We start from the raw sequence: 23,572 nt of genomic DNA, 5'->3' as shown, positions 1-23,572 counted from the left end.
ACCCATTTGAAACTGAACCACCGCTATCGGGGGCAAGCCCCCTCCCACATTTGGATCTTTATTTGAACTCATAAAACACCAGACAGAACGCAATGCCCGCCCGTTTTTCGCCGGCAATCCGACGCCGACAAAACAGTGTACCCACGATGCGTAGCGAGCCGCTTTTGATCTTGCTCTTGATCTTCGGCGCCCCGTAAAACCACGCTGGCCGAACGCAGGCTTGAATCCGTGGGTAACCCGGCAGGACGCCGGGTTAGCCGCCCCGCGCCATGGATGGCGCGTGGCGGCGGCCCACGGATTCAAGCCGGAGTGAGGGCACACCGAGCCCAGGCGAGGTGCCGAGTGGTGGGGCGAAGACCTTTTGGTTACTTTTGGGGCGTTTGCCAAAAGTGACCCGCTGTAAGAGCGGAACCCTAAGCGGCCGTTACCGCAGCAACGGATAGGTACGCTCACTTAGGCACCGCCCGAATCACAGCCCTAGGCCCCTGCTGCTGCCCCCCAGGAATCGCCTTCTCCACCGAAGGCAACTGCGGCGCCTGCACATCCGGCATCGCCCAACTATGTTCCGGCTGCAGCCCCCCCTGCGCCCTGCGCATAAACTCATACCGGTTCAAGGTAATACTGCGCCCCGCCCCACTGTCCCGAATAATATACGGCCGCAAAAACACCATCAGGTTGGTCTTGTTCACACTGCGCTTCTCATTACGAAACAACGCCCCCAACCCCGGAATATCCGACAACCACGGCACCGCATCATTACTCTGGCTATACCCATCCTGCAGCAACCCGCCGAGCACCATGATCTGCCCGTCATCCAACAAAATACTGGTATCGATCGCCCGCTTGTTGGTCACCGTGCCCGCGTCCACCGACGCCCGTGTATCCACGGTGCTGACCTCCTGGTAGATATCCAGCTTCACCGTGCCCCCTTCGGAAATCTGCGGCCGCACATTCAGCTTGAGCCCCACTTCTTCACGCTGCACCGTCTGGAACGGGTTGTTGCTGGTCCCCCCGCCACCGGTCACATAGCTGCCGGTGACAAACGGAATGGTCTGGCCGACGAAAATGCTCGCCGCTTCGTTGTCCAGGGTCAGCAGGTTCGGCGTCGACAGCACGTTGGTGCCGCCCTTGCTCTTCAGCGCTCGGGCCAAGACTTTGAGGTCGAGTACCTTGCCGATACCGGGAATATCCACCGTGCCGTTGACCAGCCCTACGTTCAGGCCCTTGGGCAACACGTCGATGCTGGTCTTGCTGGTCGGCGTGCTGTTCACGCCGCTACCGCCCAGGTTGACCCCGCCAAAACCGCCCTTGCCGGCGAGGTTGCCGGCCTGCCATTGCACGCCGAACTCGGTGGCATCGTCTTCGCCGACTTCCACGATCAGGCTTTCGATCACCACCTGGGCGCGGCGTTGGTCGAGCATGTCGATCACTTCGCGCAGGTTGCGGTACAGCGGGTCCGGCGCGGAAATCAGCAGGGTGTTGGTGGTGGCGTCCGCCTGGATGGTCACGCCGCCGGCGCTGAACGCGGTGTCCTGGTTCTCAGTGGAGGTGCCGCTGGTGCTGGGAGTCGAACCGGTGGTTTGCCCATACCCCGACTGCACACCACTGCCAGTCGGCGTGCCGCTGCTGTTTTGCGCATTGCTGGTACCTTGGGTGTTCTTGCCATTACCGCCCATGGCGCTGAGCTTGCCACGCGCGTCGTCGCTGACGCCGGAATCGCTTTCCCCGGTGAGCAATCCGCGCAGCGACTGGGCCAATTTGCTCGCCTGGGCGTTGCGCAGGTACACCACGTGCATATTGCTGGGGTTGCTCTGCGCGTTGTCGAGCTTGTAGATCAGGTTGCGCGCCAGTTCCGTGCGTTCCGGGCTGCCGGAACGGATGATGATCGAGTTGGAGCGCGGGTCGCCGATCACGTTGATCTTTTGGGTCTGGTCGGCACCCTGGGTTTCCAGCAGCTCCGAGACCATGGCGGCGATGTCCACGGCGATGCCGTTCTGGACCATCACCACGTCGGTGTCGATGGCGCTGGGGGTGTCGATGCCGCTGATGATCTGCGCCACCCGCGCAAGGTTTTCCGCGTAGTCGGTAATGACGATGCTGTTGTTGCCGGGGTAGGCATTGATCGGGTTGTTCGGCGACACGATGGGGCGCAGCACCGGGATCAGGTTCACCGCGTTTTCATATTGCAGGCGAAAGGTGCGGGTCTGCATGCCGCTGCTACCGGCGCTGTAGATCGGCCCGCCGAGCAACTTGGCATCAGCTTCGGGCACGACCTGGGCGACACCGCCCACATCGACCACGCTGAAGCCCTGCATGCGCAGCGCCGCCAACAGCATGTCGTAGGCCTGGTGCGCCGGCACCTGGCCTTCGCTGACCAGGGTGAGGTTGCCCTTTACACGCGGGTCCACCAGGAACTGCTGGCCGGTGGCGCGGGACAGTGCGCGGACCACCGCCTGGATGTCCGCATCGACGAAATTGAGTTGCACCGGCTGGTCACCCAGCGGGTTGCGCGCCTTCACGGCCGCCGGGGCGTGGCCACGGGCGCTGTTGGTCACGCGGTGCTGTACGGGCGGCTTGGGTGCGAGGTCGCGCTGGCGGTCCAACACGTTCTCGCCGCTGCGCTGGGTGTCCGCCAACGGTTGACCGAGTTCGCTGTCCACCAGCAACGGCGTGGTTGACGGGTTGCTGCACGCACTCAACGCCAGCACCAGTAAAGGCGCGACCCTACGAAAAGAGGTGACTGACCACTTCATGAAGCTTCCTTAGCGCCAAGCGCCTGATCCATGCGAACGGTCCCGGACACAGTGCCGGCCGAGTTATCGACGGTATCGAGGGCGCGCTGCAAACGCGCCTCGGACACCTCCAGGGAAAACGAACGGGCATTGCCCAACAGCCAGCCCACCACCGCATCCGCCGGGGCGTTGTCGAAGGTCAGGCGCCAACCGCCGGATTCCAGTGCCTGCAATTGGTAATGGCCTTGCAGACCGGCGCCATCCAGGGCTTGGCGCAGTGCGGTGTCGTCGCCCGGCCTGGGCGCGGCGACATCTTGCAACAGCACTTGCAAGGCTTCGGCCTGGGCGCGCAGCTTGGGGGTTTCGGCCTGCCAGTAATCGATCTTCTTCAGCGCGGGCTGCACCAGTACGAGCCAGGTCAGCAGGCTCGCCAGGACCAGGCCGGCCCCGCCGAGCAGGCGCTTTTCGCGCAGGGCCAGGCCGTTCCAGAACACCTGGGCCTGGCTGCGCAGTCGCTGGACTTTATTCATCACCGGCCCCTGCGGGTTGTTCTGCGGCCTGCGCCGGGGCAAGGGTCCAGCCATGCTCATCGCGGCTGGCGGTAAAACCGGCCTGGGCCAACGCTGCCTGCCATTCACCTTCGGCCTTTGGGTTGCGACTGTCGGCGAGTAATTCAACGTGCAGGCGCCCCTGCTCAAAGCTCAGGTTGTCGACGCTGCCCACCATGAAGGGCAGGTTATTGCCCGCCAGTTGCACCAGGCTGGCGAAGCGTTGCCCTGGGTCGGCCGCCGCGCCGGTCTGGCGGGCGGCCAATTGCTGACGCGCCTGTTGCAACGGGTTGAGCACCACCGGCAATTCGGGAAAGGCCTGGCGCACCTGCTGGCTCATCGATGCCTTGAGTCGCTGGCCTTCCTCCACCTGGCGGGCCGCGTAAAGGTTGAGGCCGACGGTCCAGATGGCCGTGGCCATCGCCACACAGGCCAGCGCCCTGCCCCATCCGCCGGTCGAGGGTGGGTTGAGGCGACCGTGCAACCCCCAAGCCGGCACCGGCCCGCTCCAACGCTGCGTGGCCTCCACCAGCGGCACATCCAGCGCCTGCAACCCCAACGGGTGCACCGCGCCTTGTTGCAGGCTGTCACGCGTCAACAGATAGCCTTCGTCCAACGCCGCCGCGCCCACCGGCAAGGCATAGGGCGCCGGGTACAGGCCGCGCAGCTTGAGTGGCAGTTGCGCCAGCCGCGCCAACCCGGCCTTGGGCACCCAGGCCACCTGCACGCCCCCATCGCTGTCACGCGGGCCGTGGGCCACCTGCATCTGGTCCACCGGGCCGAGTATCAGCGCCTGCGCGGCACAGGCCACGGCGGCAGCGGTTTTCGCCGCCGGTAATGGCGGCAGATCCAGGCGGGTCAGCAGACTGTCCTGGGGGTGCAGGAAGCAGTCCACTGCCTGGCGGGACTTACCCAACTGCGCGAGGTGTTCATAGCCCTCTTCAACGATCACGCCACGCTCCAGCCAGGCAAACCTGACCTGGCTTTCGGCGGTCAATTGATCCAGCGGCGGCAAGCCGATGCGCAAGCGTTTCATACGCCCACCCGCGACCAGATCACTCGTGGCTGACGGTCTTCGGGCCGATGCAGCAACGCGTCAATCGTGACCCGGCGCTGCTCACGCCGGGCCTGGCCCTGCAGGCGAAACCACTCACTGGTAATACCGACCTGCACCGAATCCATCACCACCTCGGGTAAATGCAGGCGGTTGACGAAGTCTCCACGGTTGATAAACCACTGCCCGCTGTCACGCTCAGCCACCAGCCCATGGGCCTGGGACAGGCTGAGCTGCGGCACCACCGCGCTGAGCACTTCGGCGCTGGCGGTGTTGCCGTTGACCCAAGTAGGCCCGGGCAACACGCTGATGTACGCCTGCATGCGCTGCAACACGAGGGGGTCGAGGCCTTCGAGGCCACTCAAGTCATCCAGGCTGCGCAGCATCGGGTATTTGACCGGGGGGAGATAAGAGGCGATCACTCGCTGGCTGACGCGGCGACTCACCGCAGGGTCGACGCCGATCAACTGGCACAGCCGCTCGAAACTCTGCAACTGCTCGCTGTCCACCTGCTGGCGATTGACCAAATTGCGCAGGTTGAACTTGCCTTGCTCGTCCTCAATCCGCCCCTCGAACGCGCCGCCTAGGGCACGGGCCCAGGGTTGATCAAGGCGCGTCAGCACCTCCTTTTGGCGCGCGTCCCAGAGCATCTGCCGGCTGCGTTCCAGGCCGCCTTGCAACAGCCACTGGCCCTGGATGCGCAGTTGCTCGGCCTCCAGGCTGCGGGTGAACACGGTCTGGCGCGTGAGCATGGCGCCGGCCAGAACCGCCACCACCGCCGCGATCAGCAAGGCGCTGATAATCGCCATGCCGCGCTGCTTCGCCGCTGGGGGCGAATACCCTTTCATGACGGGCCTTACAACTGCCAGGAGCCGATATCGGCATTGACGCCATCGCCATCCGGTTGGCCGTCGGCACCGAGGGAGAACACATCGACCTCACCGTTGGCGCCCGGGTTGAGGTAGTGATAAGGGTGGCCCCAGGGGTCGTTGGGCAAGCGTTCCAAGTAGGCGCGCCAATTGCTGTTCTTCGCATCCGCCGGGCGCTCTACCAGCACCTTCAAGCCCTGGTTCATGCTCGGATAGGTGCCGTGGTCCAGGCGATAGAGTTTCAGCGCCTGCATCAGCCCGCCGATGTCCTGCTTGGCCGCCGTGGCCCGCGCCTGGTCCGGACGGTCGAGGACCTTGGGCACCACCATGGCGGCCAGGATCCCGAGGATGACCACCACCACCATGATCTCGATCAGCGTGAAGCCACGCTGGCCGCGAGGGCCCGGCAATGGGGATGTTGGGCGCGCGATATCCATCTCGACATTCCTTGGCTTGAGTGCAATTCGTGGCGCAGTGTTGCAAGAACACATGTCAGTCGTATTGAAAATCCTCGGGAGTTTCGGTCGCCAATCGGTCAACTGCCGGCGCTAGTCTGCGGACCTGTTTCCCGGCTTTGAGAGCGCCATGTACGGCCGTCGCAACGCGCAAGGTTTTACCCTGATCGAAGTGCTGGTGGCGCTGGCGATTATCGCCGTGGCCATGGCCGCCGCGGTGCGCGTGGCCGGGCTGATGACCCAGAGCAACGGCTTGCTGCGGGACAAGTCGATCGCGTTGCTGGCGGCGCAGAGTCGCCTGGCGGAACTGCGCCTGGAGGGACACTTGCGCAGCGGCAAGCGCACCTTCGTGTGTGACCAAGGCCGCTTGAAGCTGCGTTGCGAGCAGACCATCAACGCCGATGGCCGCCTGTTTCAGGTCAACCTGCAGGTGCTCGACGCCAGCCGCGAAGCGCCGCCCCTGGCGCGCCTGGACACCCAGGTCATGGCCGAGTGAGCAGCGGCAGCGCGGGGCCCTGCGGCAGCTTGTCGAGGTTGACGCGCAGCTTCTCGCCACCGCGTTCGATCTCCACACCGTCGCCTTCGATGGCCGTCAGCCGCACGCCGGGGCTGAGCCGCTCACCCAACAGAAAGCTGCGCGGCGGGCCGTCATTCAGACTGAGGATCGCCACTGCGCCTCGGGCCCCCGCCAGCACGCCCGTGACCTTGACCTGCAACGCCGTCGGCGCATTCGAAAACCATTGCAGCGCCGGGTTATCGCTGCGCGCCGCCAACGCCTGGGGCGTGGCTTGCGGGGTGTGGGATTCGGCGCGGGTGAGCAGCAGCGGCGTCCATACCGCCACGCCCGCCAAGGCAGCCAATACGCCCAGCGCCTGCACGCCGTGGGCCAGGGTGATACGAGGGGCAAATGTCATGGGGAGGACCTCCTGTTTGTCCGTCGCACCAGCCTACAGGTCAATTCGCACGCTTTTATTTCACACACTCCCCAGTGTTCCAGGAAGCACGCGATGAAACAGCAAGGCTTCACCCTGATCGAGCTGATGGTGGTGCTGGTGATCATCGGCATCGCCAGCGCCGCCATCAGCCTCACGATCAAACCCGACCCGCTGCACCTGCTGCGCAAGGACGCCGAACGCCTGAGCCAACTGCTGCAAGTCGCCCAGGCCGAAGCCCACGCCGACGGCCGCCCCATCACCTGGCGCGCCGACGCCAAGGGCTTTCGCTTCAACCGCCGCAGCGATGATGGCGCGAGCGTGGAATCCTTCCAGGGCGACAGCCAACTGCGCCCGCGCCTATGGGAAAGCACGCCGATGCAAATCAACATCGAACCCCCGCAACCCCTGGTGCTTAATGCCGAATGGATCAACCCACCGCTGCGCGTGGTGCTGTCCGACGGGCAACACAGCCTCAGCCTGCAACGCGACGCCGCCGGCTTGATGCGCGTGGTGAGCCAGCCATGAACCGATCCCAGCACGGCTTCACCCTGATCGAAGTGATGGTGGCGATCATGCTCATGGCGGTGGTCAGCCTGATCGCCTGGCGCGGGCTGGACAGCGTCACCCGTGCGGATCAGCACTTGCAGGCGAGTACCGAGCAGACCGAGGTGTTGCTAAGAGCGTTGAACCAGATGCAGCGGGATATCAGCCTGCGGGCCAGTGTTGAACTGACAGCCCCAGACGCGCCGCAAGACACAGGCTTGGCCGCAATCACGGTGCGCAGTTCCGACAGCAAAGGCTTCCGTCTCGACGTGATCCGCAGCGCCCCGGTGGCAGGCGATGGCCTGCAACGGGTGCGCTGGTGGCTCAAGGGCGACGCCCTGTATCGCGCCGCCGCGCCGACACGGGACCGCTACCCGTTGCCGGCGGCGAAGGATGGGCTGGTGGTGTTGACCGGCGTGAGTGACCTGCAGGTGCGAGTGTGGGAACCGGATAAGGGCTGGCGGCAGTTAAGCGGGAATCGGCGCGAGGATCCGTTGGGATTGGAAATCAGCCTGGTGCGGCAGACGCCGCAGGGGGTGGAAACGTATAGGCAGGTGGTGGGGCCGTTGAAGTGAGTCAGCTCAACAACACCACCCCACCCGGCAACTCCGTGCACTTGGCCCCATAGGCATCCCGGATCAACAACGCCACGCCCGCCAGCTGCTGCAAACTGAACCGCGCCTGCACCCGGCGCTGGCCCAGTTGTTTATTCAGCAACACCAGCATCCCCGGCCGATACCGGTTGATCTCATCCACCACCGTCGCCAGCGTGGCGTTGTTGAACACCAGCACCTGTTCGCGCCAGGCCAGCACCGCCTGGGTGTCCACGCTTGTCACGTCGCTGATTCCGGCGGCGCCGTAGGTCAATTGTCGGCCTTGGTCCAGGCGCACGCTGCGCCCGGCGATATCCACCGAGAGCGAACCCTGGATACAGGTGATACACACGTTATGGTCGGTGTTGCGCACATTGAACCGCGCCTGCGCCGCACTCACCCAGCCCTCGCCAGCCTGGACCTTGAGCGGTTGGGCAACGTGGGCGAACACCTCGACTTCACCTTCGAGCAATTCAATGCCCTGCCCGACCCGGCTGATGCGGGTCTGGGTATTGAGTTCCAGGCTGACCCCGTCGCTCAACACCACTTGGCGCTGCTCGCCAACGGCGGTGCGATAGTCAGCCGTGAGCCCGGCAAAACCGCCCGGTACGCCGACGCGCACCATCACCACGGCCGCCGAAGCGGCGAGCGCACCGCCGAGGAAAGCACGCCGGCCAAAGCTGCGCGGTTGCGACACGTGATCGAGCGCCGGTGCCACTTGCTGCCACAGCGTCTTGGCCTGTTCGAATGCTTGGGCATGCGCGGGGCTCTGCGCGCACCACGCCTTGAGGGCCTTGGCATCGGCCACGGTGGCGCGGCCCGAGGTCAGCAGGACCAGCCAGTCGCGGGCTTCATCGTGCAGGGGGCTGGCGGCGGACTGCCGGGCGGTGGAGAAGCTAAAAATATTCAAGCGCGCACGTACTCACGGATTTATCAGGGACTCGACACTAAGACGGTTTTCCGGCACCGGGACCGAACCGCTGAATCACTTTTCTTTCCAGGCGCTTGGCACAATGGCCCAGGGCGGCCTTGATTTCTTTCTCGACCATGCGCGTGGAGATGCCGAAACGCTGGGAAATTTCCAGGTGCGGCGCCTCTTCCAGGCGGGCGGCGATCAGGATTTTGCGGCGGCGTGCCGGCAACTCGTAAAGGGCTTTGACCAGGGATTGGATTTCTTTCTGGCCGCCTACCACCCGCGAGGGGTCCTGGGCTTCGTCGGCGCTTTGCAACAATTCTTCGACCTCGCTGCCGGTGAGCAAGCGCGCGTCGGCCTGGCGGCGGTCGGCGGCGATGTTCAGGGCCATGCGGTAGAGGTAGGCATTGGGCTGTTGCAGGTTCGGCGGCACCTCCATGCGGTCGACCCGCAGGTAGGTTTCATGCAGCACGTCGTTGGCCAGGTCCTCCGAGCCCAGGCGCTTGCGCAAACGCACCTTGAAGTCTTCGTAGGAGGCCAGGAACAAGCTGACCATGGTGCTGTGCCCGGAGTTTTTCATCCGCCCGAGGCTCCTTTCGCTACTGTGCATTCCATGCGCGTTCCTGTGGTGTCAGGCATCAAAAGTAAAGTCACAGGTTGGCGCAGTGAGCTGGGTGCGGGGCGTTCGACCCGTGTTGTTGCCAGGCTGCGTACCAGTGCTTCATCGCGTTGTTCATCGCCGGTGGAGCTGACCAACCGGCTGTGTGCAATCACCCCGTCCGGGTTGACCCATACTTGCACCAGCGCACGAAAACCGCCGGGCCGGGTCAGCGGCGAACGGCACAGGCTGGTCTCGATGGCGTGCTGCAATGCCGTCGCATAGCTGGTGTTGATCCGCGCTATATGCCGTGCCGCCGTCCCCTGGGTCGGGGGTGGCGGGCTGACATCGGGCAGCTGCAAGGTAAATGCATCGCTGCGTGCATAACGTGCCATCAGGCCACTCCCTGTCAGCAACATTGCCAGTGCTTCTTGCGCCGTAAAGCGCCCGCGCACCGCGATGGAGCGCCGGCCCCGCGTCAACTCGCGGTCCACCAGCACGGCCATCCCGGTGGCGCGGCTATACGCTTGCAGTGCGTGTTCCAGGTCTTGCGCCGCAAGGTTCAACGACAGCAGCGGAGCCTCGGCCTGCGCGGCGCGACCACCGAGCAGCAGCAACAGCAAGACCAGGGCGCACACGGCGCGCCGCCAGCCCCCCTGTCCACCCCCTGCTCTGCATCGCTGCACGGCCGACGCGCCCTAGAAAACCGTCATCCTGAGGCCAGTTTATGAACCTGATGTTACGGTGATAGCAAAAAAAACATCACGGTGACGAGCAGCCAGCTGCACTAGACTCTCAAGCCTTACTGGCCCACTCCTGCGGGCCCGCCAGGAGGCTCCGATGAAAGTGTTAGCGTCCCTTGCCAGCCTGTTGCTGTGCACTGCCCTGCCCTTGATCGCCCATGCAGACACTTGCGCAGAGGTCACGGTGGATGGCTATAAGGCGCCCGACTATGGCTGCCTCAGCCAACAGATGGGCACTGAAACGAATGCGACAACAGCGACGCAAAAAAACCGCGAGGCGCAGCACATTGCCGTCGAAAAGCGCCTGCCCAATAAAGTCGGTCTCGCCACGCCGGCGGCGACCAGCGTGCGGATGGGCAACACCTTCGGTACGTCGGTGAAACCGCAGCGGCCTTAAGCCGTCAGGCAGATAGCCTCTCTCGGTCTGCAGTGCGCCCATAAAATTGTGGGAGGGGGCTTGCTCCCGATGGCGGTGGGTCAGTCACAGACGTTCTGACCGGAACACCGCTATCGGGAGCAAGCCCCCTCCCACAGGGTTCTACAGGGGTTTATCGCGTGCGTTTCAAGCCGCGTGGCTTTCCTTTTTCAAGCTGTCCATATCGATCACGAACCGATACTTCACATCGCCCTTGAGCATGCGCTCATAGGCCTCGTTGATGCCCTGGATATCGATCATCTCGATGTCGGAGACAATCCCGTGCTTGGCGCAGAAGTCCAGCATGTCCTGGGTCTCCTGGATCCCACCGATCAGCGAACCGGCCAGGCTGCGGCGCTTGAAGATCAGGTTGAACACGGTCGGCGACGGGTGCGGGCTGTCGGGGGCGCCGACCAGGGTCATGGTGCCGTCGCGCTTGAGCAGGTTGAGGAAGGCGTCAAGGTCGTGCGGCGCGGCGACGGTGTTGAGGATGAAGTCCAGGCTGTTGGCGACCTTGGCCATTTCGTCCGGGTTCTTCGACATCACCACTTGGTCGGCGCCCAGGCGCAGGCCGTCTTCGCGCTTGTTCGGCGAGGTGGTGAACAACGTGACGTGCGCGCCCATGGCGTGGGCGATCTTCACCGCCATATGCCCCAGCCCACCGAGGCCCACCACACCGACCTTCTTGCCGGGGCCAACCTTCCAGTGATGCAGCGGCGAGTAAGTGGTGATGCCCGCGCACAGCAACGGCGCGACAGCGGCCAGGTTAGAATCGTCGTGGGAGATGCGCAGCACGAACTTCTCCTTGACCACGATGCTGTCCGAGTAGCCGCCAAAGGTGTTTTCACCCCCGAACACCGGACCGTTGTAGGTGCCGGTAAAGCCGTTCTCGCAGTATTGCTCCTCGCCCTCGGCGCACGACGCGCAGTGCTGGCAGCTGTCGACCATGCAGCCGACACCGGCCAAGTCGCCGACCTTGAAGGTCGTCACATTGCCCCCGACCGCCGTCACGCGGCCGACAATTTCATGGCCCGGCACGGAGGGGTAAAGGGTGTTCTTCCACTCGTTGCGCGCGGTGTGCAGGTCGGAGTGGCACACGCCGCAATAGAGAATGTCGATCTGTACGTCATCCGCCCCCGGCGCGCGGCGCTCGAAGGTAAAGGGTTTGAGGGCATCCTTGGCGTTCTGGGCGGCGTAGCTGTAGGTCTTGGCCATTTCGTTCACCTGTGTGATCTGACGGTAGAAGTCAGTGGACCAGCATAGACGCTGAACCGTTCAACCGAGCACGTCTGTACAATTTCCTTCGCCTCTGTGCCCCTAACCTCACGGCTTCAATCGCGTAGAAGTGCTGGAGAGTGGGCATGCGTAGCAAAGCAATCAAGGTATCTGTGGCATTGACGCTGCTGGCGAGCGCAATGATGGACAATGCCTTCGCGGCAACCCCGAGCGTGGCCGTGGCCCCGCAATACGACACCAGCCACGTCTATGTGGCGCCGGCCGATGTCGACCGTTTCGCCCAGAGTTTCCTGGCCACTTTCGGCGGTAAAAGCACCGCCCAGGTGGTGGTGAATGTGCTGCCGGTGCCCAGCAGCACCACCTCGCAATTGCTGCAGACGCCGGCGGGCACGGTGTCGCTGTTTGGTTTCACCACGCCGATCCCGCACCCGTTCGGCCAGGAGCGCAACGGTTACCTGGTCAAGGACATGGACGTCGCCCTCAAGGCCGCGCGGGAAAACGGCGCGGCGGTGATCGTCAGCGACTTCCCCGACCCGATCGGCCGTGACGCGGTGGTGCAGTGGCCAGGCGGTGTGAACATGCAACTCTACTGGCACACCAAGACCCCGGATTACGCAGCGTTCCAGACCGTGCCGGAAAACCGCGTGTACCTCAGCGCCGACCGGGCCGACCGCTTTATCAAGGCGTTCCTCGGCTTCTCCCACGGCAAAGTCCTGGCCGATGACAAACACGCACCGGGCGTGGACATCGGTCAAGCCAACGGCAGCTATCGGCGTGTCGACATCGAGTCGCCGTTCGGGCGCATGGCGGTACTGGTCACCAACGGCCAACTGCCCTACCCGTTCGGCCACGAGACCACCGGCTATCAAGTGGCTGACCTGACAGCCACCCTGGGCAAAGCCACCGGTTCCGGCGCCACCGTGGTGGTGCCGGCCTTTGACAGCAAAGGCCGTCGCAGCGCACTGGTGGAATTCCCCGGCGGCTATGTCGCGGAGATTCATCAACTCAACGCAGCAAAATGACGCGCCGCACAGGCTGGGGCCTGGCCGTGCTGTGGCCGCTGCTCGCCGGCAGCGTCCACGCCGATGAGCAAGCGACACGCCCGGCCATCAAGGCCAACCGCTGGCAGGAAGACTGGTCGGTGCTGCAGAACCCGGCGCTGCGCACGCAGCCGCTGGACACCTTGAAGTACATCCCGTTGTCGAGTGCCGACCCGTTGACCTACCTGTCGCTCGGTGCGACGTTGCGCGAGCGCTTCGAGATGAACGACGCCAGTGGTTTCGGCGTGCGCGACGTGAAGCGTGACCGCTACCTGATCCAGCGTTTCCAGGTGCATGCCGACCTGCACCTGAACGAAAACTGGCGGGTATTCACCCAACTCGAAGACGTGCGCGCCTACGACAAAACCACGATTGGCGGCGCCGACCAGAACCGTGTCGACCTGCGCCTGGCCTTTGCCGAATACGTGAATACCTTCAGCAGCGGCACGCTGAAGGCCCGCGTCGGGCGCCAGGATTTCGCCTTCGATTTGCAGCGTTTCATCTCGTCGCGGGACGGCCCGAATGTGCGGCAGTCCTTCGATGCGCTGTGGGCCGACTGGGAGACGTCCAACTGGCGTTTTATCGGGATTGCCAGCCAGCCGGTGCAGTACCAGGACGGGCGACACTTCGACGACAAATCCAACAGCGATGCGCGCTTCCACATGCTGCGTGTGGAGCGGCTGGTGGGCGGCAAGAACGAACTGTCGGCCTACTACGGCGTGTATGAACGCAGCGCGGCGCATTACCTCGACGCGGACGGCGACGAGACCCGCCACCTGTTCGACGCCCGCCTGGGCGGCGCGGCCATGGGTTTTGACTGGGACGTCGAAGCGATGCTGCAAAGCGGCTCGGTGGGCAGCAAGGATATCCGCGCCTGGGCCGGTGGCAGCCGCACCGGCTACACCTTCGACAGCCTGGCCTGGACACCGCGCTTGGGCCTGCAACTGGACATCGCCTCGGGCGACCGTAAAACCGGGGACGGCACCGTCGGCACGTTCAACCCGCTGTTCCCCAACGGCTATTACTTTTCCCTCGCGGGCTACACCGGCTACAGCAACTTGATTCACGTCAAGCCGTCGATCACCGTCAAGCCGATCGACAAGCTCAGCGTGCAAACCGCCATCGGCCTGCTGTGGCGACAAACCACCAGCGATGCGGTGTACACCCAACCGAACCTGCCCGTCGCCGGAACCGCCGGCCAAGGTGAACGTTGGACCGGTGCCTACGGTCAGCTGCGTACCGACTATGTGTTTACGCCGAACCTCACCGGCGCCGTCGAAGCCGTGCATTACGCGGTCGGCCGAACCCTGCGCGATGCCGGCGGTGATGACAGCAATTACCTGGGCGTCGAGCTGAAATTCAGCTGGTAGCCCCAACCAAGCACACCCATACAAGCCCGGCGCACGCTTTATACCCATAGTGATGCTGAGCCATTTTCCCGCTACCAAGGAGTTTTCCATGAGCACATTTGTTGCCAAAGACGGTACCCAGATCTACTTCAAGGACTGGGGCAGCGGTAAGCCCGTGCTGTTCAGCCACGGCTGGCCGCTGGATGCCGACATGTGGGAATACCAGATGGAATACCTGAGCAGCCGTGGCTTTCGCACCCTCGCGTTCGACCGCCGTGGCTTTGGCCGCTCGGACCAACCCTGGACCGGTAACGACTACGACACCTTCGCCGACGACATCGCGCAGTTGATCGAGCACCTGGACCTCAAGGACGTGACCCTGGTGGGCTTCTCCATGGGCGGCGGCGACGTCGCGCGCTACATCGCCCGCCACGGCAGCGCATGGGTTGCCGGCCTGGTGCTGCTGGGTGCGGTGACGCCGCTCTTCGGCCAGAAACCGGATTACCCGCAGGGCGTGCCGACTGAAGTGTTCGATGGCATCAAGGCTGGCCTGCTGAAGGATCGCGCGCAGTTCATCGCCGACTTCAATACGCCGTTCTTCGGCATCAACAAGGGCCAGACCGTCTCCGCAGGCGTGTTGACCCAGACCCTGCAGATCGCCTTGCTGGCGTCCCTGAAGTCGACCGTGGATTGCGTCACTGCGTTCTCTGAAACCGACTTCCGCCCGGACATGGCCAAGATCGACGTGCCGACCCTGGTCATCCACGGCGATGGCGACCAGATCGTTCCGTTCGAAACCACCGGTAAAGTCGCCGCGGCCTCGATCAAGGGCGCCGAACTGAAAGTCTACAAGGATGCGCCACACGGATTCGCCGTGACCCACGCGCAGCAGTTGAATGAAGACCTGCTGGCGTTCCTGAACCGCTGAAACGCCTGAACCACCCTCTCCTTATTTTGGCCGGGCTTGCCCTAACAGGCCGTTGAAAAATTCAGCCCTATCTCCCTTAACCCGCCAAGTTTGAGATTTTTCAGCCGCTCAGACTTGGCGCTGCCCTTTATCCCGCCTCAATCAGCGAGTGTTTTGCCAGTTCCAGAGCAAATATTCGCCTGTGGGCGATTTCTGGGCGCACCTCGCCTAAACATGCGACCCACGCCACCAGCCCGACAAGCTCCCCAAACGGATCAAGTTGTACACCGAAAAGCCCAGCAGCAACTGGGCGCTGAGCTTTTCGCGGCCGATCAGCTTGGTCTTGCGCAGACCACCCACGGTCTTTAACCAGCCAAATCCTTCCTCGATTCTTTTTCGTATTTTCATGCTGATGCCGTAACCCGGATGACGGGTCGTACGGCCATCGATTGCGCTCTTGATGGCCTTCCTCGAGACATGCGGCGTCACCTTCAAATCACGCACCATTTGGACAAAAAATTTCTGGTCGTAGCTTTTGTCCGCGCCCACGGTGCTGCCAGGTTTGGCCGTGCGTTCAAGCATCTTCAAGGCTGCACCCACTTCGGCGTGTCCATTGAACTCGGTGCATTCCACATCCACGATCAACCCGTTACGGTTTTCCATCAGAGTGTGGGCCATATGGGCCAGGCGACTGCCATCGGCCGGACTCTTGCGGGCGAGCCGCGCTTGGGGATCGGTAGTCGATTGGTGAGTCTTGTTGCCGCGTTTCTCACCCTTGAAATCGAGATAGTTGTTGCGAGGGCCGTCTTCTGGAGGCTCATCGCCCGGCTTCTCGCCATCGTCTTTTTTGACGAAGGACTTATGCGAAGCCCAAGCATCGATCAGTGTGCCGTCCACACTGAAATGCTCATCGCTGGCGTATTGCGACCACTGGGCCAGCGACTTGATGCGCTGGAAGAACAGGCGTGCAATATCCTGGTTAAACAGGCGGTCACGGTTCTGGCTGAAAGTTGAGTGATCCCACACCCGTTCGTCCATCGACAGGCCGACGAACCAGCGAAAAAGCAGATTAAAATCGATCTGCTCGACCAATTGCCGCTCGGAACGCACGGTGTAGATCACCTGCAGCAATGAAGCCCGCAGTAGCCGCTCTGGTGGAATCGAGGCGCGTCCCAGCGAGGAATACAACGCCTCGAAATCAGAATCCATCGATATCAAGATCGTATCAACCAGCTCACGCAGAGGGCGTAGCGGGTGATCCTTGGGGATACGCTGTTCAAGCGTCGTGTAACTGAACAGGTCGTTTTGCTTGAGATCGGGTCCACGCATCGGCTCGATCTTCCGCTGACATTGAGGAACATGACGGGGAGTTTGCCAGAATCCAATTCGGTCCGGTCTTTTTCAACGGCCTGCTAATGCCAGTCAGTTAAGAAGCAGCAAGAGCAAAAAGTAACCCGTGGCGAGGGAGCTTGCTCCCGCTGGGTCGCGAAGCGGCCCCAGCTCTTTGTTTCAAAAGACTGGGACTGCTACGCAGTCCAGCGGGAGCAAGCTCCCTCGCCACAGGTACGGTGCTCACCCTTAACTGACTGGCATTAGTTGCCCGGCCTTTTTTTCTCAGGAGAAACGCTGGCTCAAGACCAGGCGCCCTGGTCCAGCGATCAATACGCTGGTGAAAATGATCAACAGCAGCCAGCCGAACTGCCCTTCGAACAACGTCCACTCCGGGTGCACCACCACCATGGCGATCAACAGCACCGCCAGGATCGGCAGGCACGCCAGGCGCACCAACACCCCGGCAATGATCAGCACCGGGCACAGCACTTCGGCGACTATTGCCAGCAGCAGCGTGACGTGGGCGCCCAAGTGAAACGGGTCCTCGATCAGTTTCAGTTGTTCGCTGTAATTCAATAACTTGGGCAAACCGTGTACCCACAGCAGAAACAGCGCCCCGCTGACCCGCAGAAACAACAGCCCCAAGTCCTGACTTTTCGATTCGTTCATACGTGCTCTCGGTGGGTGGACACAAACGTCGATTGTGTCGACCAAGCCCTCCGCCTGCTTGCAAGCCTGTGCTGTCCTCAGCCCCCGGTGCCGGCAAAGGCGGCAACGATTTCATCGATCACCACACGCACCCGCGCCGTGTGGCGCAGGTCGGCGTGGGTCACCAGCCACACGTCATACGGCAAGGGCCGCGTGCGCTCGGGCCACAGGCGCACCAGCCCGTCGCGCTCGCCGGTGTACACCGGGATCTCGCCGATGCCGATGCCGGCAGCGATGGAACGGCGCACCAGCAGGCTGGAACTCAAGGCCGCGACGATGCGCCCGCGCCCCAGGGGTTCAGAGACCAAGGCCATGTCCTTCTGGCTTTGCAGGTAGGGCTGGTAGACGACCAAGTCATGCCCGTCGAACAGGCTGCCGGGCTCGGGCACGCCGTGGCGGTCGATGTAGCCCTGGGAAGCAAACAGCCCGACCGACCAACGGGCGATGCGCCGTGCGATCAGGTCGGGGTTATCGGGGCGGGTGTTGCGCACGGCGATATCGGCTTCACGCTTGGCCAGGCTGAGGATCTGCGTAGAGGCGTCCAACTGCACGCGCACGTCGGGGTGTTTGGCGTGCAGGCAGGCAATGGCCGGGATCAGGAAATCGATGGCCAGGGAGTCGGTGGTGCTGACCCGCACGGTACCGGTCAAGCGCTCGTCCAGGCCTTGGATCTGGCGCTCGAGGTCGAGGGCCGAGCGCTCCATTTTCTCCACCGAGAGCAAGGCTGCCTCGCCTACCGCCGTGAGCGCATACCCCTCGGACGTGCGCAGGAACAAGGTGGCGCTCAGGGACTTTTCCAGGGCGTTGACCCGCCGGCCCACCGTGGCCTGATCCACGCCCAGCACCCGTGCGGCACCGCGCAGCGTGGATTCGCGGCAGACCGCCAGGAACACTCGCGCATCATCCCAATTCATACCTGCCCCTTGTGATGCATATATGCATCGCTATGCCGTGTAATCGCAGCATTATTGCATCAACAAACCTGGATATGCTGGGCGCCAGAGAAAAATACCCAGGACCGCCATCATGCTCGACACCCCCACTCCAACTCGCCGCTCAGTCTGGCTGCCGATCTTCGCCGGCCTCTGCGCCAGCCTGGTCAGCATCGGCCTGGCGCGGTTCGCCTATACGCCATTGATCCCGACCTTGATCCAGGCGCAGTGGTTTTCCGCCAGCGACGTGGTCTACCTCGGTGCCGCCAACCTGGTGGGTTACCTGATCGGCGCGCTGATCGGTCGGCCCATCGCCCAGCGCACCTCCAACAAGATCGCCCTGCGCATCATGATGGTGGCGGTGACCTTGGCGTTCTTCGCCTGTGGCTTCCCGCTGTCGGTAGTGTGGTTCTTTACCTGGCGCCTGCTCTCGGGCATTGCCGGGGGCGCGATCATGGTGCTGGTAGCAGCGACCGTGCTGCCCCATGTACCGGCGGCGCGTCGGGGCCTGGCCAGCGGCGCGATCTTCCTTGGCATCGGCCTGGGCATTGCCGGCTCCGGCACCCTCGTGCCGCCGCTGCTGAGCCTGGGGTTGCAGCAGACCTGGTTTGGCCTGGGCCTGTTGGCGCTGGTGTTGACGGCCGCCAGTTGGTTCGCCTGGCCCACCGGTACGCTGCAGGAAGCCGCGGCCCCCGCGGACACCTCAGCGCGGACGCCGTCCGGCGTGTACCTGTTGTTTGCCCAGTACGCCTTCATGGCGGCGGGCCTGGTGCCGGCGATGGTGTTCCTGGTGGATTACGTGGCCCGTGGCCTGGGTGACGGCGCACACGTCGGCGCGATGATCTGGGTGATGTACGGCCTGGGCGCGATTGTGGGGCCGGTGACCTACGGTTTCCTCGCCGATAAACTCGGTGCACGCTTGAGTATCCGCGTGGTGCTGGTGGTGCAGGCGATTGCCGTCGGGTTGTTGCCATTCGCCGGCTCGTTCAGCGCCCTCGCGGTGCTGGCGGTGATCCTCGGCTCTTTCCCGCCGGGCATCGTGCCGCTGGCACTGGCGCGGGTGCATGAACTGCTGCCCAATCATCACCAGCAGCAAGTGGCCTGGAGCCGCGCTACTGTGTCCTTCGCGACGTTCCAGGCGCTGTCCGGGTTTGCCTACTCGGCGCTGTTCAACAGCAGCGGCGGCCAGCATGCGCTGTTGTTCATGATCGCCGCCGGGGCCATCGTGGTCGCGTTGGCCCTGGAACTGGGCATGATTATGCTGAACCGTCGACCGCTTGGTACGGTCCCAACCCATACGCTCATCGCTGCAGGTACTCTGAAATGACGCTTCCTCAAGAAATGACCCTGATCGAAATCACCACCCCCGGGGGGCCTGAAGTGCTGCAACCGCGCCGCGCCGAGGTGCCTGTCGCAGGCCCCGGCGAGATCCTGATCCGCGTGCATGCCGCCGGGGTCAACCGCCCTGACGCCCTGCAACGCGCCGGCAAGTACCCGATGAAACCCGGCTTCAGCCCAATCCCAGGGTTGGAGGTGGCCGGTGAAGTGGTGGCGTTGGGCGATGGCGTGAGCGAATACCAGTTGGGCGACAAGGTCTGCGCCCTGACCAATGGCGGTGGCTACGCGCAGTTCTGCAGCGTACCGGCCAGCCAGGCCCTGCCGATCCCCGAGGGCATGGACTGGATCCAGGCCGCCGCTGTGCCGGAAACCTTCTTCACCGTCTGGGCCAACCTGTTTGGCCTTGGCGATGCGCACACCGGTCAGCGCGTGCTGATCCATGGCGGCACCAGCGGTATCGGCACCACCGCGCTGATGCTGTGCCGCGAGTTCGGCATCCAGGCCTTCGCCACCGCCGGCAGCGCCGACAAATGCGCAGCCATTGCCACCTTGGGCGCTGAACCGATCAATTACCGCGAGCAGGATTTTGCCGAGGTCATCGCCCAGAAGACCGATGACCAGGGCGTGAATGTGATCCTTGACATCATGGGCGCCTCCTACCTCAACAACAACCTCAAGGCCCTGGCCATGGACGGTCACCTGGTGATGCTGGGCTTTCTCGGCGGTGGCAAGGCCAATGATGTCGACCTGCTGAGCATTCTCGCCAAACGCGCGGTGATTACCGGGTCACTTCTGCGAGCACGCAGCAAAGACGAAAAAGCCGCCATCGCTGAACAGTTACGCGAGTACATTTGGCCGGTGCTGGCCGCCGGGCGTTGCTTGCCGATCATTGACAAGGTGTACGCCTACACCGACGCGGCCCAGGCTCATGCGCGGATGGAGGGTGGGGATCATATTGGCAAGATTGTGTTGCGGGTGGAGTAATACAGGGAGCGGGCTTGAACTGGCCTAATGATTTTGGACACTTCAATCGGGGTACGGCGCTGGACCTGTGGCGAGGGAGCTTGCTCCCGCTGGCGGCCTGACAGCTGACCGCCATCTAACTGTTACCCCGCGATCCAAATGTGGGAGGGGGCTTGCCCCCGATAGCGGTGCATCGGTATCTACACCATTTCGGGTATGGCGGCGAACCTGTGGCGAGGGAGCTTGCTCCCGCTGGCGGCCTGACAGCTGACCTGGATGTTGGATCAGACCGGGTACATATCCGTTATTTAGGTAACGGCCGCCATGGGTTCCGCTTTTACAGCGGCTCACTTTTGAAAAGCGCAAAAGTAAGCAAAACGCTCTTGCCCCAACACTCGGCACCTCGCTCACGCTCGGTGTGCCCGTAATCCGACAGGTATTTGGGGGGCCGCCGCCACGCGCCATCCATGGCGCGGGGCGGCTAAACCGGCATCCCTGCCGGTTTACCCCCCAAATCCCTGTCGAATTCCGGCCAGCGTGTTTGACGGGGCGCTTGAGATCAAGATCAAAAGCAAAAGCACAGCGGCCTGACAGCCGGCTTGAGTGGTGTGGAGCAAAGGCAGTCTTGCCGGCGATGCAGACAACGTGGTGAGTCAGGCGTACCCAGGTGATACTTTCGCAGGCAAGCCAGCTCCCACAGGGTTCAGCGTTACAGCGCTACTGGGCGGTAGACCGGGTAATCGATGTAACCCGCTTCCGTCCCGCCATACAGCCCTTCCGCCTTCAGCGGGTTCAACGGCCAGCCATTGAAAATCCGTTGTGGCAGATCCGGGTTGGCAATGAATGGCCGCCCGAACGCAATCAAGTCCGCCAGCCCCGCTTCGACCAGATCAGCACCGCGCTCAGCGGTGTAACGACCGGCGTAGATGATCCGCCCGCTGAAGGTCTCACGCACCGCTCGGCGGAACGACTCGGGCAACACCGGGGCGTTGTCCCAGTCGGCTTCGGCGATGGAAACGTAGGCGATGCCCGACTCTTCCAGCACTTTGATCGCTTCAATGTAGGTGTGGTGCGGGTCGTCTTCCACCAGGCCGATGTAGACACGGTCCTGATCGGTGCCGCTGAACAACGGCGAGAACCGTACGCCCAGACGCTGCGGCCCGACCACGGCGCTCACGGCTTCGACGATCTCGCGCAGAAAGCGCAGGCGGTTGTGCAGCGAGCCGCCGTATTCATCCTCGCGCTGGTTGGAATGGGCGGAGATGAATTGGTTGACCAGGTAACCATTGGCCGAATGGATTTCCACCCCGTCAAACCCGGCATCCAGCGCATTGCGCGCGGCCTGGGCGTAGTGCCCGACCAATTCTTCGATCTCAAGCACGGACAATGCACGTGGCACCGGCGGCTGCTTCAGTTCGCCCATGCCAGGCCCGGTTTCGATAAAGGCCTTGGCCTGCAACGCCTGGATCGCAGACGGCGCGACGGGGGCGGCGCCGTCTGGCTGCAACGCGTTGTGGGACACGCGACCGACATGCCACAACTGGGCGAAGATCACCCCGCCTTCGGCATGCACAGCCTCGGTGACGGTGCGCCAGCCGTCGATCTGCGCCGGGGTGTAGATACCCGGCGTCCACGCGTAACCCTGGCCACGCGGTTCAATCTGCGTGCCTTCGCTGACCATAAAACCGGCCGTGGCGCGCTGGCGGTAATACTCGGCCATCAAGTCGGTGGCGATATCGCCGGGCTGGGCACTGCGCTGGCGCGTCAACGGCGGCAGCACAATACGGTTGTTCAGCGTGTGGTGCCCCAGTTTTACCGGGGTACTTAAAATAGGGTCATTCATTGAATACTGTCCAAATAGCGGGCGCGCTAAAGCATTGGCGACGTATAAAAGTCGCCAATGCATCAAGCGGTTAGTTAATTAAGCGGTGAGTGTCAGCAGGGCTTTAGCCACATCACTGGAACTGCCAGGGTTTTGCCCGGTGACCAGCAGGCCATCGGTAATCACAAAGGATTGCCAATCGGCACCCTTCTCATAGTGGCCGCCGAGTTTCTTGAACTCGTCTTCAATCAGGAACGGCACCACATCGGTCAACTCCACCGCCGCCTCTTCCGAGTTGGAGAACCCGGTGACACGACGGCCCTTGATCAACGACTCACCATTGACGGCCTTGACGTGACGCAGGGCACCCGGTGCATGGCAGACGAAACCGATGGGCTTACCGGCGCGCTCGAAGGACTCGATCAGCGCGATCGACACCGGCGATTCCGCCAGGTCCCACAGCGGGCCGTGGCCGCCTGGGTAGAACACGGTGTCGAAGTCGTCGGCGTTGACCGTGTCCAGTTTCACCGTGGTGGCCAGGGCTTGCTGGGCGGCCGGGTCGGCGGCGAAGCGGCGGGTCTGTTCGGTCTGGGCGTCCGGCTGGTCGCTGACCGGGTCCAGCGGCGGTTGACCGCCGGCCGGGGATGCCAGCACCACGTCGGCACCGGCGTCTTTGAACGCGTAGTAGGGAGCGGCAAATTCTTCGAGCCAGAAGCCGGTCTTGCGCCCGGTATCGCCGAGCTGGTCGTGAGAGGTCAGTACCATTAATACTTTCATTTTCCAGTGCCTCGATAGGGGTGAGTGTCAGTTTCTTCCGGCTGCCCCAACAACTGTCGGGTCAGCCCCAGCGCCTCGTCGAACGGCGCCGCTGTATGGGTGATCTTGCTCATGACGCTGGTCCCCAGCCACAACGCATACAGGCGCCGGGCCAGGCTTTCGGGGTGTTGCGTGATCGTTACCGAGCCGTCTTCGACGCCCTGCTGCAAGGCCTCGCTGAGCAACCCGATGGTGCGTGCGGTGCCGCGTTGCAGGGCCAGGCGCATCGGCTCTGAAAGGTCTGACACCTCTGCACCGAGTTTGACGGCAAGGCATTTGCCGGCGTCGGTGCAGCCGGTCTGGTTGTTGATCCAGCTTTGCCAATAACGCATCAACTTGGCGTGTTGAGATAAGTCCGGCTGATTGAACAGCTGTTGCATAGCGTTCAAGTAGTTATCGAAATAGGTATCGAGCAATACCACCCCGAACGCATCTTTAGAGTTGAAGTAGTGATAGAACGAGCCTTTAGGCACATCGGCGGCGTGAAGTATTTCGTTCAGCCCCACCGCAGAAAATCCCTTGGCGCCCACAATCGGCTGCGCCGTTTCCAGAATCGTCTGCCTTGCACTTTTAGTTTCGCGGCTCATGCTTCATCTCGATCGATTAGACCAGTCGTCTAGTTCGTTGAGTGAATGTTAGGAGCCAGGCGAAACGCACACAATGTCAGATCCGCAAGGATTTCGGACATGCGCCAAAGTCGGTTGCCGTTTTCCCGGCAGCCGCCGACAATC

At 63.0% G+C, this 23,572-nt stretch carries 25 protein-coding genes; 9 read left to right on the top strand and 16 right to left on the bottom strand.

Going from position 1 to position 23,572, the window contains the following annotated elements:
- Positions 1 to 449 precede the first annotated feature (449 nt).
- From gspD to gspG, 5 genes are read right to left on the bottom strand one after another with little or no spacing between them, the layout of a single operon-like run.
- Positions 450 to 2,753 carry a type II secretion system secretin GspD gene (gene gspD / locus ACI512_RS15150; protein ID WP_236381975.1) on the bottom strand — a complete coding sequence of 768 codons (2,304 nt, stop codon included), beginning with the start codon at positions 2,751 to 2,753 and terminating at the stop codon, positions 450 to 452.
- A complete protein-coding gene (gspM, locus tag ACI512_RS15145) occupies positions 2,750 to 3,262 on the bottom strand; it encodes a type II secretion system protein GspM (RefSeq protein WP_012723644.1) in 513 nt (170 codons plus the stop codon). The genes gspD and gspM overlap by 4 nt, the downstream gene beginning before the upstream one ends.
- The gene (gspL, locus tag ACI512_RS15140) at positions 3,255 to 4,316 is read right to left on the bottom strand and encodes a type II secretion system protein GspL (RefSeq protein WP_236381969.1); all 1,062 of its coding nucleotides are present in this window, start codon (positions 4,314 to 4,316) and stop codon (positions 3,255 to 3,257) included. The genes gspM and gspL overlap by 8 nt, the downstream gene beginning before the upstream one ends.
- Complete coding sequence (gspK, locus tag ACI512_RS15135; protein WP_231810191.1) at positions 4,313 to 5,182, bottom strand: type II secretion system minor pseudopilin GspK; 870 nt, start codon at positions 5,180 to 5,182, stop codon at positions 4,313 to 4,315. The genes gspL and gspK overlap by 4 nt, the downstream gene beginning before the upstream one ends.
- Before the next feature lie 8 nt (positions 5,183 to 5,190).
- Positions 5,191 to 5,640 carry a type II secretion system major pseudopilin GspG gene (gspG, locus tag ACI512_RS15130; RefSeq protein ID WP_012723641.1) on the bottom strand — a complete coding sequence of 150 codons (450 nt, stop codon included), beginning with the start codon at positions 5,638 to 5,640 and terminating at the stop codon, positions 5,191 to 5,193.
- A gap of 148 nt (positions 5,641 to 5,788) precedes the next feature.
- Here gspG and gspI point away from each other — a divergent pair, with 148 nt between their 5' ends.
- A complete protein-coding gene (gene gspI / locus ACI512_RS15125) occupies positions 5,789 to 6,154 on the top strand; it encodes a type II secretion system minor pseudopilin GspI (RefSeq protein WP_012723640.1) in 366 nt (121 codons plus the stop codon).
- Here the strand turns inward: gspI and ACI512_RS15120 are convergent.
- Entirely contained in the window at positions 6,141 to 6,572 is a 432-nt protein-coding gene (locus ACI512_RS15120; RefSeq protein ID WP_012723639.1) for a type II secretion system protein N, read from the bottom strand. The genes gspI and ACI512_RS15120 overlap by 14 nt on opposite strands.
- A 93-nt stretch (positions 6,573 to 6,665) precedes the next feature.
- Between ACI512_RS15120 and gspH the strand changes: the two genes are divergently transcribed.
- Entirely contained in the window at positions 6,666 to 7,118 is a 453-nt protein-coding gene (gene gspH / locus ACI512_RS15115; RefSeq protein WP_236381967.1) for a type II secretion system minor pseudopilin GspH, read from the top strand.
- A complete protein-coding gene (locus tag ACI512_RS15110; protein WP_046036214.1) occupies positions 7,115 to 7,711 on the top strand; it encodes a prepilin-type N-terminal cleavage/methylation domain-containing protein in 597 nt (198 codons plus the stop codon). Before gspH ends, ACI512_RS15110 begins: the two co-directional genes overlap by 4 nt.
- A 1-nt stretch (position 7,712) precedes the next feature.
- On the opposite strand, the gene ACI512_RS15105 is transcribed toward ACI512_RS15110, so the two are convergent.
- Genes ACI512_RS15105 through ACI512_RS15095 form a run of 3 tightly spaced genes read right to left on the bottom strand, consistent with a single transcriptional unit; the run spans position 7,713 to position 9,878 of the window.
- The gene (locus ACI512_RS15105; RefSeq protein WP_102060605.1) at positions 7,713 to 8,639 is read right to left on the bottom strand and encodes a DUF4880 domain-containing protein; all 927 of its coding nucleotides are present in this window, start codon (positions 8,637 to 8,639) and stop codon (positions 7,713 to 7,715) included.
- Positions 8,640 to 8,676: 37 nt separating this feature from the next.
- Positions 8,677 to 9,222, bottom strand: coding sequence for an RNA polymerase sigma factor (locus ACI512_RS15100; protein ID WP_046036215.1), 546 nt, complete (start codon positions 9,220 to 9,222; stop codon positions 8,677 to 8,679).
- A complete protein-coding gene (locus ACI512_RS15095; protein ID WP_236381965.1) occupies positions 9,219 to 9,878 on the bottom strand; it encodes a secretin and TonB N-terminal domain-containing protein in 660 nt (219 codons plus the stop codon). The genes ACI512_RS15100 and ACI512_RS15095 overlap by 4 nt, the downstream gene beginning before the upstream one ends.
- A 202-nt stretch (positions 9,879 to 10,080) precedes the next feature.
- On the opposite strand from ACI512_RS15095, the gene ACI512_RS15090 reads away from it, so the two are divergent.
- Positions 10,081 to 10,380, top strand: coding sequence for a hypothetical protein (locus ACI512_RS15090; protein ID WP_236381962.1), 300 nt, complete (start codon positions 10,081 to 10,083; stop codon positions 10,378 to 10,380).
- A gap of 165 nt (positions 10,381 to 10,545) precedes the next feature.
- Here the strand turns inward: ACI512_RS15090 and ACI512_RS15085 are convergent, their stop codons facing one another.
- Entirely contained in the window at positions 10,546 to 11,613 is a 1,068-nt protein-coding gene (locus ACI512_RS15085; protein ID WP_236381960.1) for an NAD(P)-dependent alcohol dehydrogenase, read from the bottom strand.
- Positions 11,614 to 11,759: 146 nt separating this feature from the next.
- Between ACI512_RS15085 and ACI512_RS15080 the strand changes: the two genes are divergently transcribed.
- The 3 genes from ACI512_RS15080 to ACI512_RS15070 all read left to right on the top strand — a co-directional run bounded on the left by ACI512_RS15080 (position 11,760) and on the right by ACI512_RS15070 (position 14,951).
- On the top strand, positions 11,760 to 12,656 hold the full coding sequence (locus ACI512_RS15080; RefSeq protein WP_236381958.1) for a VOC family protein: 897 nt from the start codon (positions 11,760 to 11,762) through the stop codon (positions 12,654 to 12,656).
- A complete protein-coding gene (locus ACI512_RS15075; protein WP_236381956.1) occupies positions 12,653 to 14,044 on the top strand; it encodes an alginate export family protein in 1,392 nt (463 codons plus the stop codon). Before ACI512_RS15080 ends, ACI512_RS15075 begins: the two co-directional genes overlap by 4 nt.
- Positions 14,045 to 14,132: 88 nt before the next feature.
- Positions 14,133 to 14,951, top strand: coding sequence for an alpha/beta fold hydrolase (locus ACI512_RS15070; protein WP_236381954.1), 819 nt, complete (start codon positions 14,133 to 14,135; stop codon positions 14,949 to 14,951).
- 207 nt (positions 14,952 to 15,158) lie between these two features.
- Here ACI512_RS15070 and ACI512_RS15065 read toward each other — a convergent pair whose 3' ends face one another.
- The 3 genes from ACI512_RS15065 to ACI512_RS15055 all read right to left on the bottom strand — a co-directional run bounded on the left by ACI512_RS15065 (position 15,159) and on the right by ACI512_RS15055 (position 17,884).
- On the bottom strand, positions 15,159 to 16,259 hold the full coding sequence (locus tag ACI512_RS15065) for an IS5 family transposase (RefSeq protein ID WP_231810450.1): 1,101 nt from the start codon (positions 16,257 to 16,259) through the stop codon (positions 15,159 to 15,161).
- Between the two features lie 285 nt (positions 16,260 to 16,544).
- Positions 16,545 to 16,931, bottom strand: a complete 387-nt coding sequence (locus ACI512_RS15060; protein ID WP_064055246.1) for a DoxX family protein — start codon at positions 16,929 to 16,931, stop codon at positions 16,545 to 16,547.
- Between the two features lie 77 nt (positions 16,932 to 17,008).
- Positions 17,009 to 17,884 (bottom strand): LysR family transcriptional regulator, encoded by an 876-nt coding sequence (locus ACI512_RS15055; protein WP_012723627.1) that lies wholly within the window; start codon positions 17,882 to 17,884, stop codon positions 17,009 to 17,011.
- A 112-nt stretch (positions 17,885 to 17,996) separates the two neighbouring features.
- On the opposite strand from ACI512_RS15055, the gene ACI512_RS15050 reads away from it, so the two are divergent.
- Together ACI512_RS15050 and ACI512_RS15045 are read left to right on the top strand one after the other, a co-directional pair.
- Entirely contained in the window at positions 17,997 to 19,229 is a 1,233-nt protein-coding gene (locus tag ACI512_RS15050) for a YbfB/YjiJ family MFS transporter (RefSeq protein ID WP_236383795.1), read from the top strand.
- Positions 19,226 to 20,224: an NAD(P)H-quinone oxidoreductase gene (locus ACI512_RS15045; RefSeq protein WP_012723625.1), complete on the top strand. Its 999-nt coding sequence runs from the start codon at positions 19,226 to 19,228 to the stop codon at positions 20,222 to 20,224. Before ACI512_RS15050 ends, ACI512_RS15045 begins: the two co-directional genes overlap by 4 nt.
- A 688-nt stretch (positions 20,225 to 20,912) precedes the next feature.
- Here ACI512_RS15045 and ACI512_RS15040 read toward each other — a convergent pair.
- The 3 genes from ACI512_RS15040 to ACI512_RS15030 form a co-directional block, all read right to left on the bottom strand.
- Positions 20,913 to 22,046 (bottom strand): alkene reductase, encoded by a 1,134-nt coding sequence (locus ACI512_RS15040; protein ID WP_236383736.1) that lies wholly within the window; start codon positions 22,044 to 22,046, stop codon positions 20,913 to 20,915.
- A gap of 78 nt (positions 22,047 to 22,124) precedes the next feature.
- Positions 22,125 to 22,802 (bottom strand): type 1 glutamine amidotransferase domain-containing protein, encoded by a 678-nt coding sequence (locus ACI512_RS15035; protein WP_102060613.1) that lies wholly within the window; start codon positions 22,800 to 22,802, stop codon positions 22,125 to 22,127.
- A complete protein-coding gene (locus tag ACI512_RS15030; RefSeq protein ID WP_064055225.1) occupies positions 22,799 to 23,428 on the bottom strand; it encodes a TetR/AcrR family transcriptional regulator in 630 nt (209 codons plus the stop codon). The genes ACI512_RS15035 and ACI512_RS15030 overlap by 4 nt, the downstream gene beginning before the upstream one ends.
- Positions 23,429 to 23,572: the final 144 nt, after the last annotated feature.

The sequence above is a fragment of the Pseudomonas petroselini genome (assembly GCF_045037875.1).
Classification (GTDB): Bacteria; Pseudomonadota; Gammaproteobacteria; order Pseudomonadales; family Pseudomonadaceae; genus Aquipseudomonas; species Aquipseudomonas petroselini.
Note: the sequence above shows the minus strand (reverse complement) of the source record. Positions and strands in the feature narration are given on the sequence as shown.

Bases quoted from the DNA above. Each gene is read 5' to 3' on its own strand.
- ACI512_RS15110 (WP_046036214.1), top strand. From the start codon at position 7,115: ATGAACCGATCCCAGCACGGCTTCACCCTGATCGAAGTGATGGTGGCG.
- gspM (WP_012723644.1), bottom strand. From the start codon at position 3,262: ATGAATAAAGTCCAGCGACTGCGCAGCCAGGCCCAGGTGTTCTGGAAC.
- ACI512_RS15120 (WP_012723639.1), bottom strand. From the start codon at position 6,572: ATGACATTTGCCCCTCGTATCACCCTGGCCCACGGCGTGCAGGCGCTG.
- ACI512_RS15050 (WP_236383795.1), top strand. From the start codon at position 17,997: ATGCTCGACACCCCCACTCCAACTCGCCGCTCAGTCTGGCTGCCGATC.
- ACI512_RS15100 (WP_046036215.1), bottom strand. From the start codon at position 9,222: ATGAAAAACTCCGGGCACAGCACCATGGTCAGCTTGTTCCTGGCCTCC.
- ACI512_RS15060 (WP_064055246.1), bottom strand. From the start codon at position 16,931: ATGAACGAATCGAAAAGTCAGGACTTGGGGCTGTTGTTTCTGCGGGTC.
- ACI512_RS15045 (WP_012723625.1), top strand. From the start codon at position 19,226: ATGACGCTTCCTCAAGAAATGACCCTGATCGAAATCACCACCCCCGGG.
- ACI512_RS15075 (WP_236381956.1), top strand. From the start codon at position 12,653: ATGACGCGCCGCACAGGCTGGGGCCTGGCCGTGCTGTGGCCGCTGCTC.
- ACI512_RS15070 (WP_236381954.1), top strand. From the start codon at position 14,133: ATGAGCACATTTGTTGCCAAAGACGGTACCCAGATCTACTTCAAGGAC.
- ACI512_RS15080 (WP_236381958.1), top strand. From the start codon at position 11,760: ATGCGTAGCAAAGCAATCAAGGTATCTGTGGCATTGACGCTGCTGGCG.
- ACI512_RS15065 (WP_231810450.1), bottom strand. From the start codon at position 16,259: ATGCGTGGACCCGATCTCAAGCAAAACGACCTGTTCAGTTACACGACG.
- ACI512_RS15090 (WP_236381962.1), top strand. From the start codon at position 10,081: ATGAAAGTGTTAGCGTCCCTTGCCAGCCTGTTGCTGTGCACTGCCCTG.
- gspD (WP_236381975.1), bottom strand. From the start codon at position 2,753: ATGAAGTGGTCAGTCACCTCTTTTCGTAGGGTCGCGCCTTTACTGGTG.
- ACI512_RS15040 (WP_236383736.1), bottom strand. From the start codon at position 22,046: ATGAATGACCCTATTTTAAGTACCCCGGTAAAACTGGGGCACCACACG.
- gspG (WP_012723641.1), bottom strand. From the start codon at position 5,640: ATGGATATCGCGCGCCCAACATCCCCATTGCCGGGCCCTCGCGGCCAG.
- ACI512_RS15055 (WP_012723627.1), bottom strand. From the start codon at position 17,884: ATGAATTGGGATGATGCGCGAGTGTTCCTGGCGGTCTGCCGCGAATCC.
- ACI512_RS15035 (WP_102060613.1), bottom strand. From the start codon at position 22,802: ATGAAAGTATTAATGGTACTGACCTCTCACGACCAGCTCGGCGATACC.
- gspK (WP_231810191.1), bottom strand. From the start codon at position 5,182: ATGAAAGGGTATTCGCCCCCAGCGGCGAAGCAGCGCGGCATGGCGATT.
- gspI (WP_012723640.1), top strand. From the start codon at position 5,789: ATGTACGGCCGTCGCAACGCGCAAGGTTTTACCCTGATCGAAGTGCTG.
- ACI512_RS15085 (WP_236381960.1), bottom strand. From the start codon at position 11,613: ATGGCCAAGACCTACAGCTACGCCGCCCAGAACGCCAAGGATGCCCTC.
- gspL (WP_236381969.1), bottom strand. From the start codon at position 4,316: ATGAAACGCTTGCGCATCGGCTTGCCGCCGCTGGATCAATTGACCGCC.
- ACI512_RS15030 (WP_064055225.1), bottom strand. From the start codon at position 23,428: ATGAGCCGCGAAACTAAAAGTGCAAGGCAGACGATTCTGGAAACGGCG.
- gspH (WP_236381967.1), top strand. From the start codon at position 6,666: ATGAAACAGCAAGGCTTCACCCTGATCGAGCTGATGGTGGTGCTGGTG.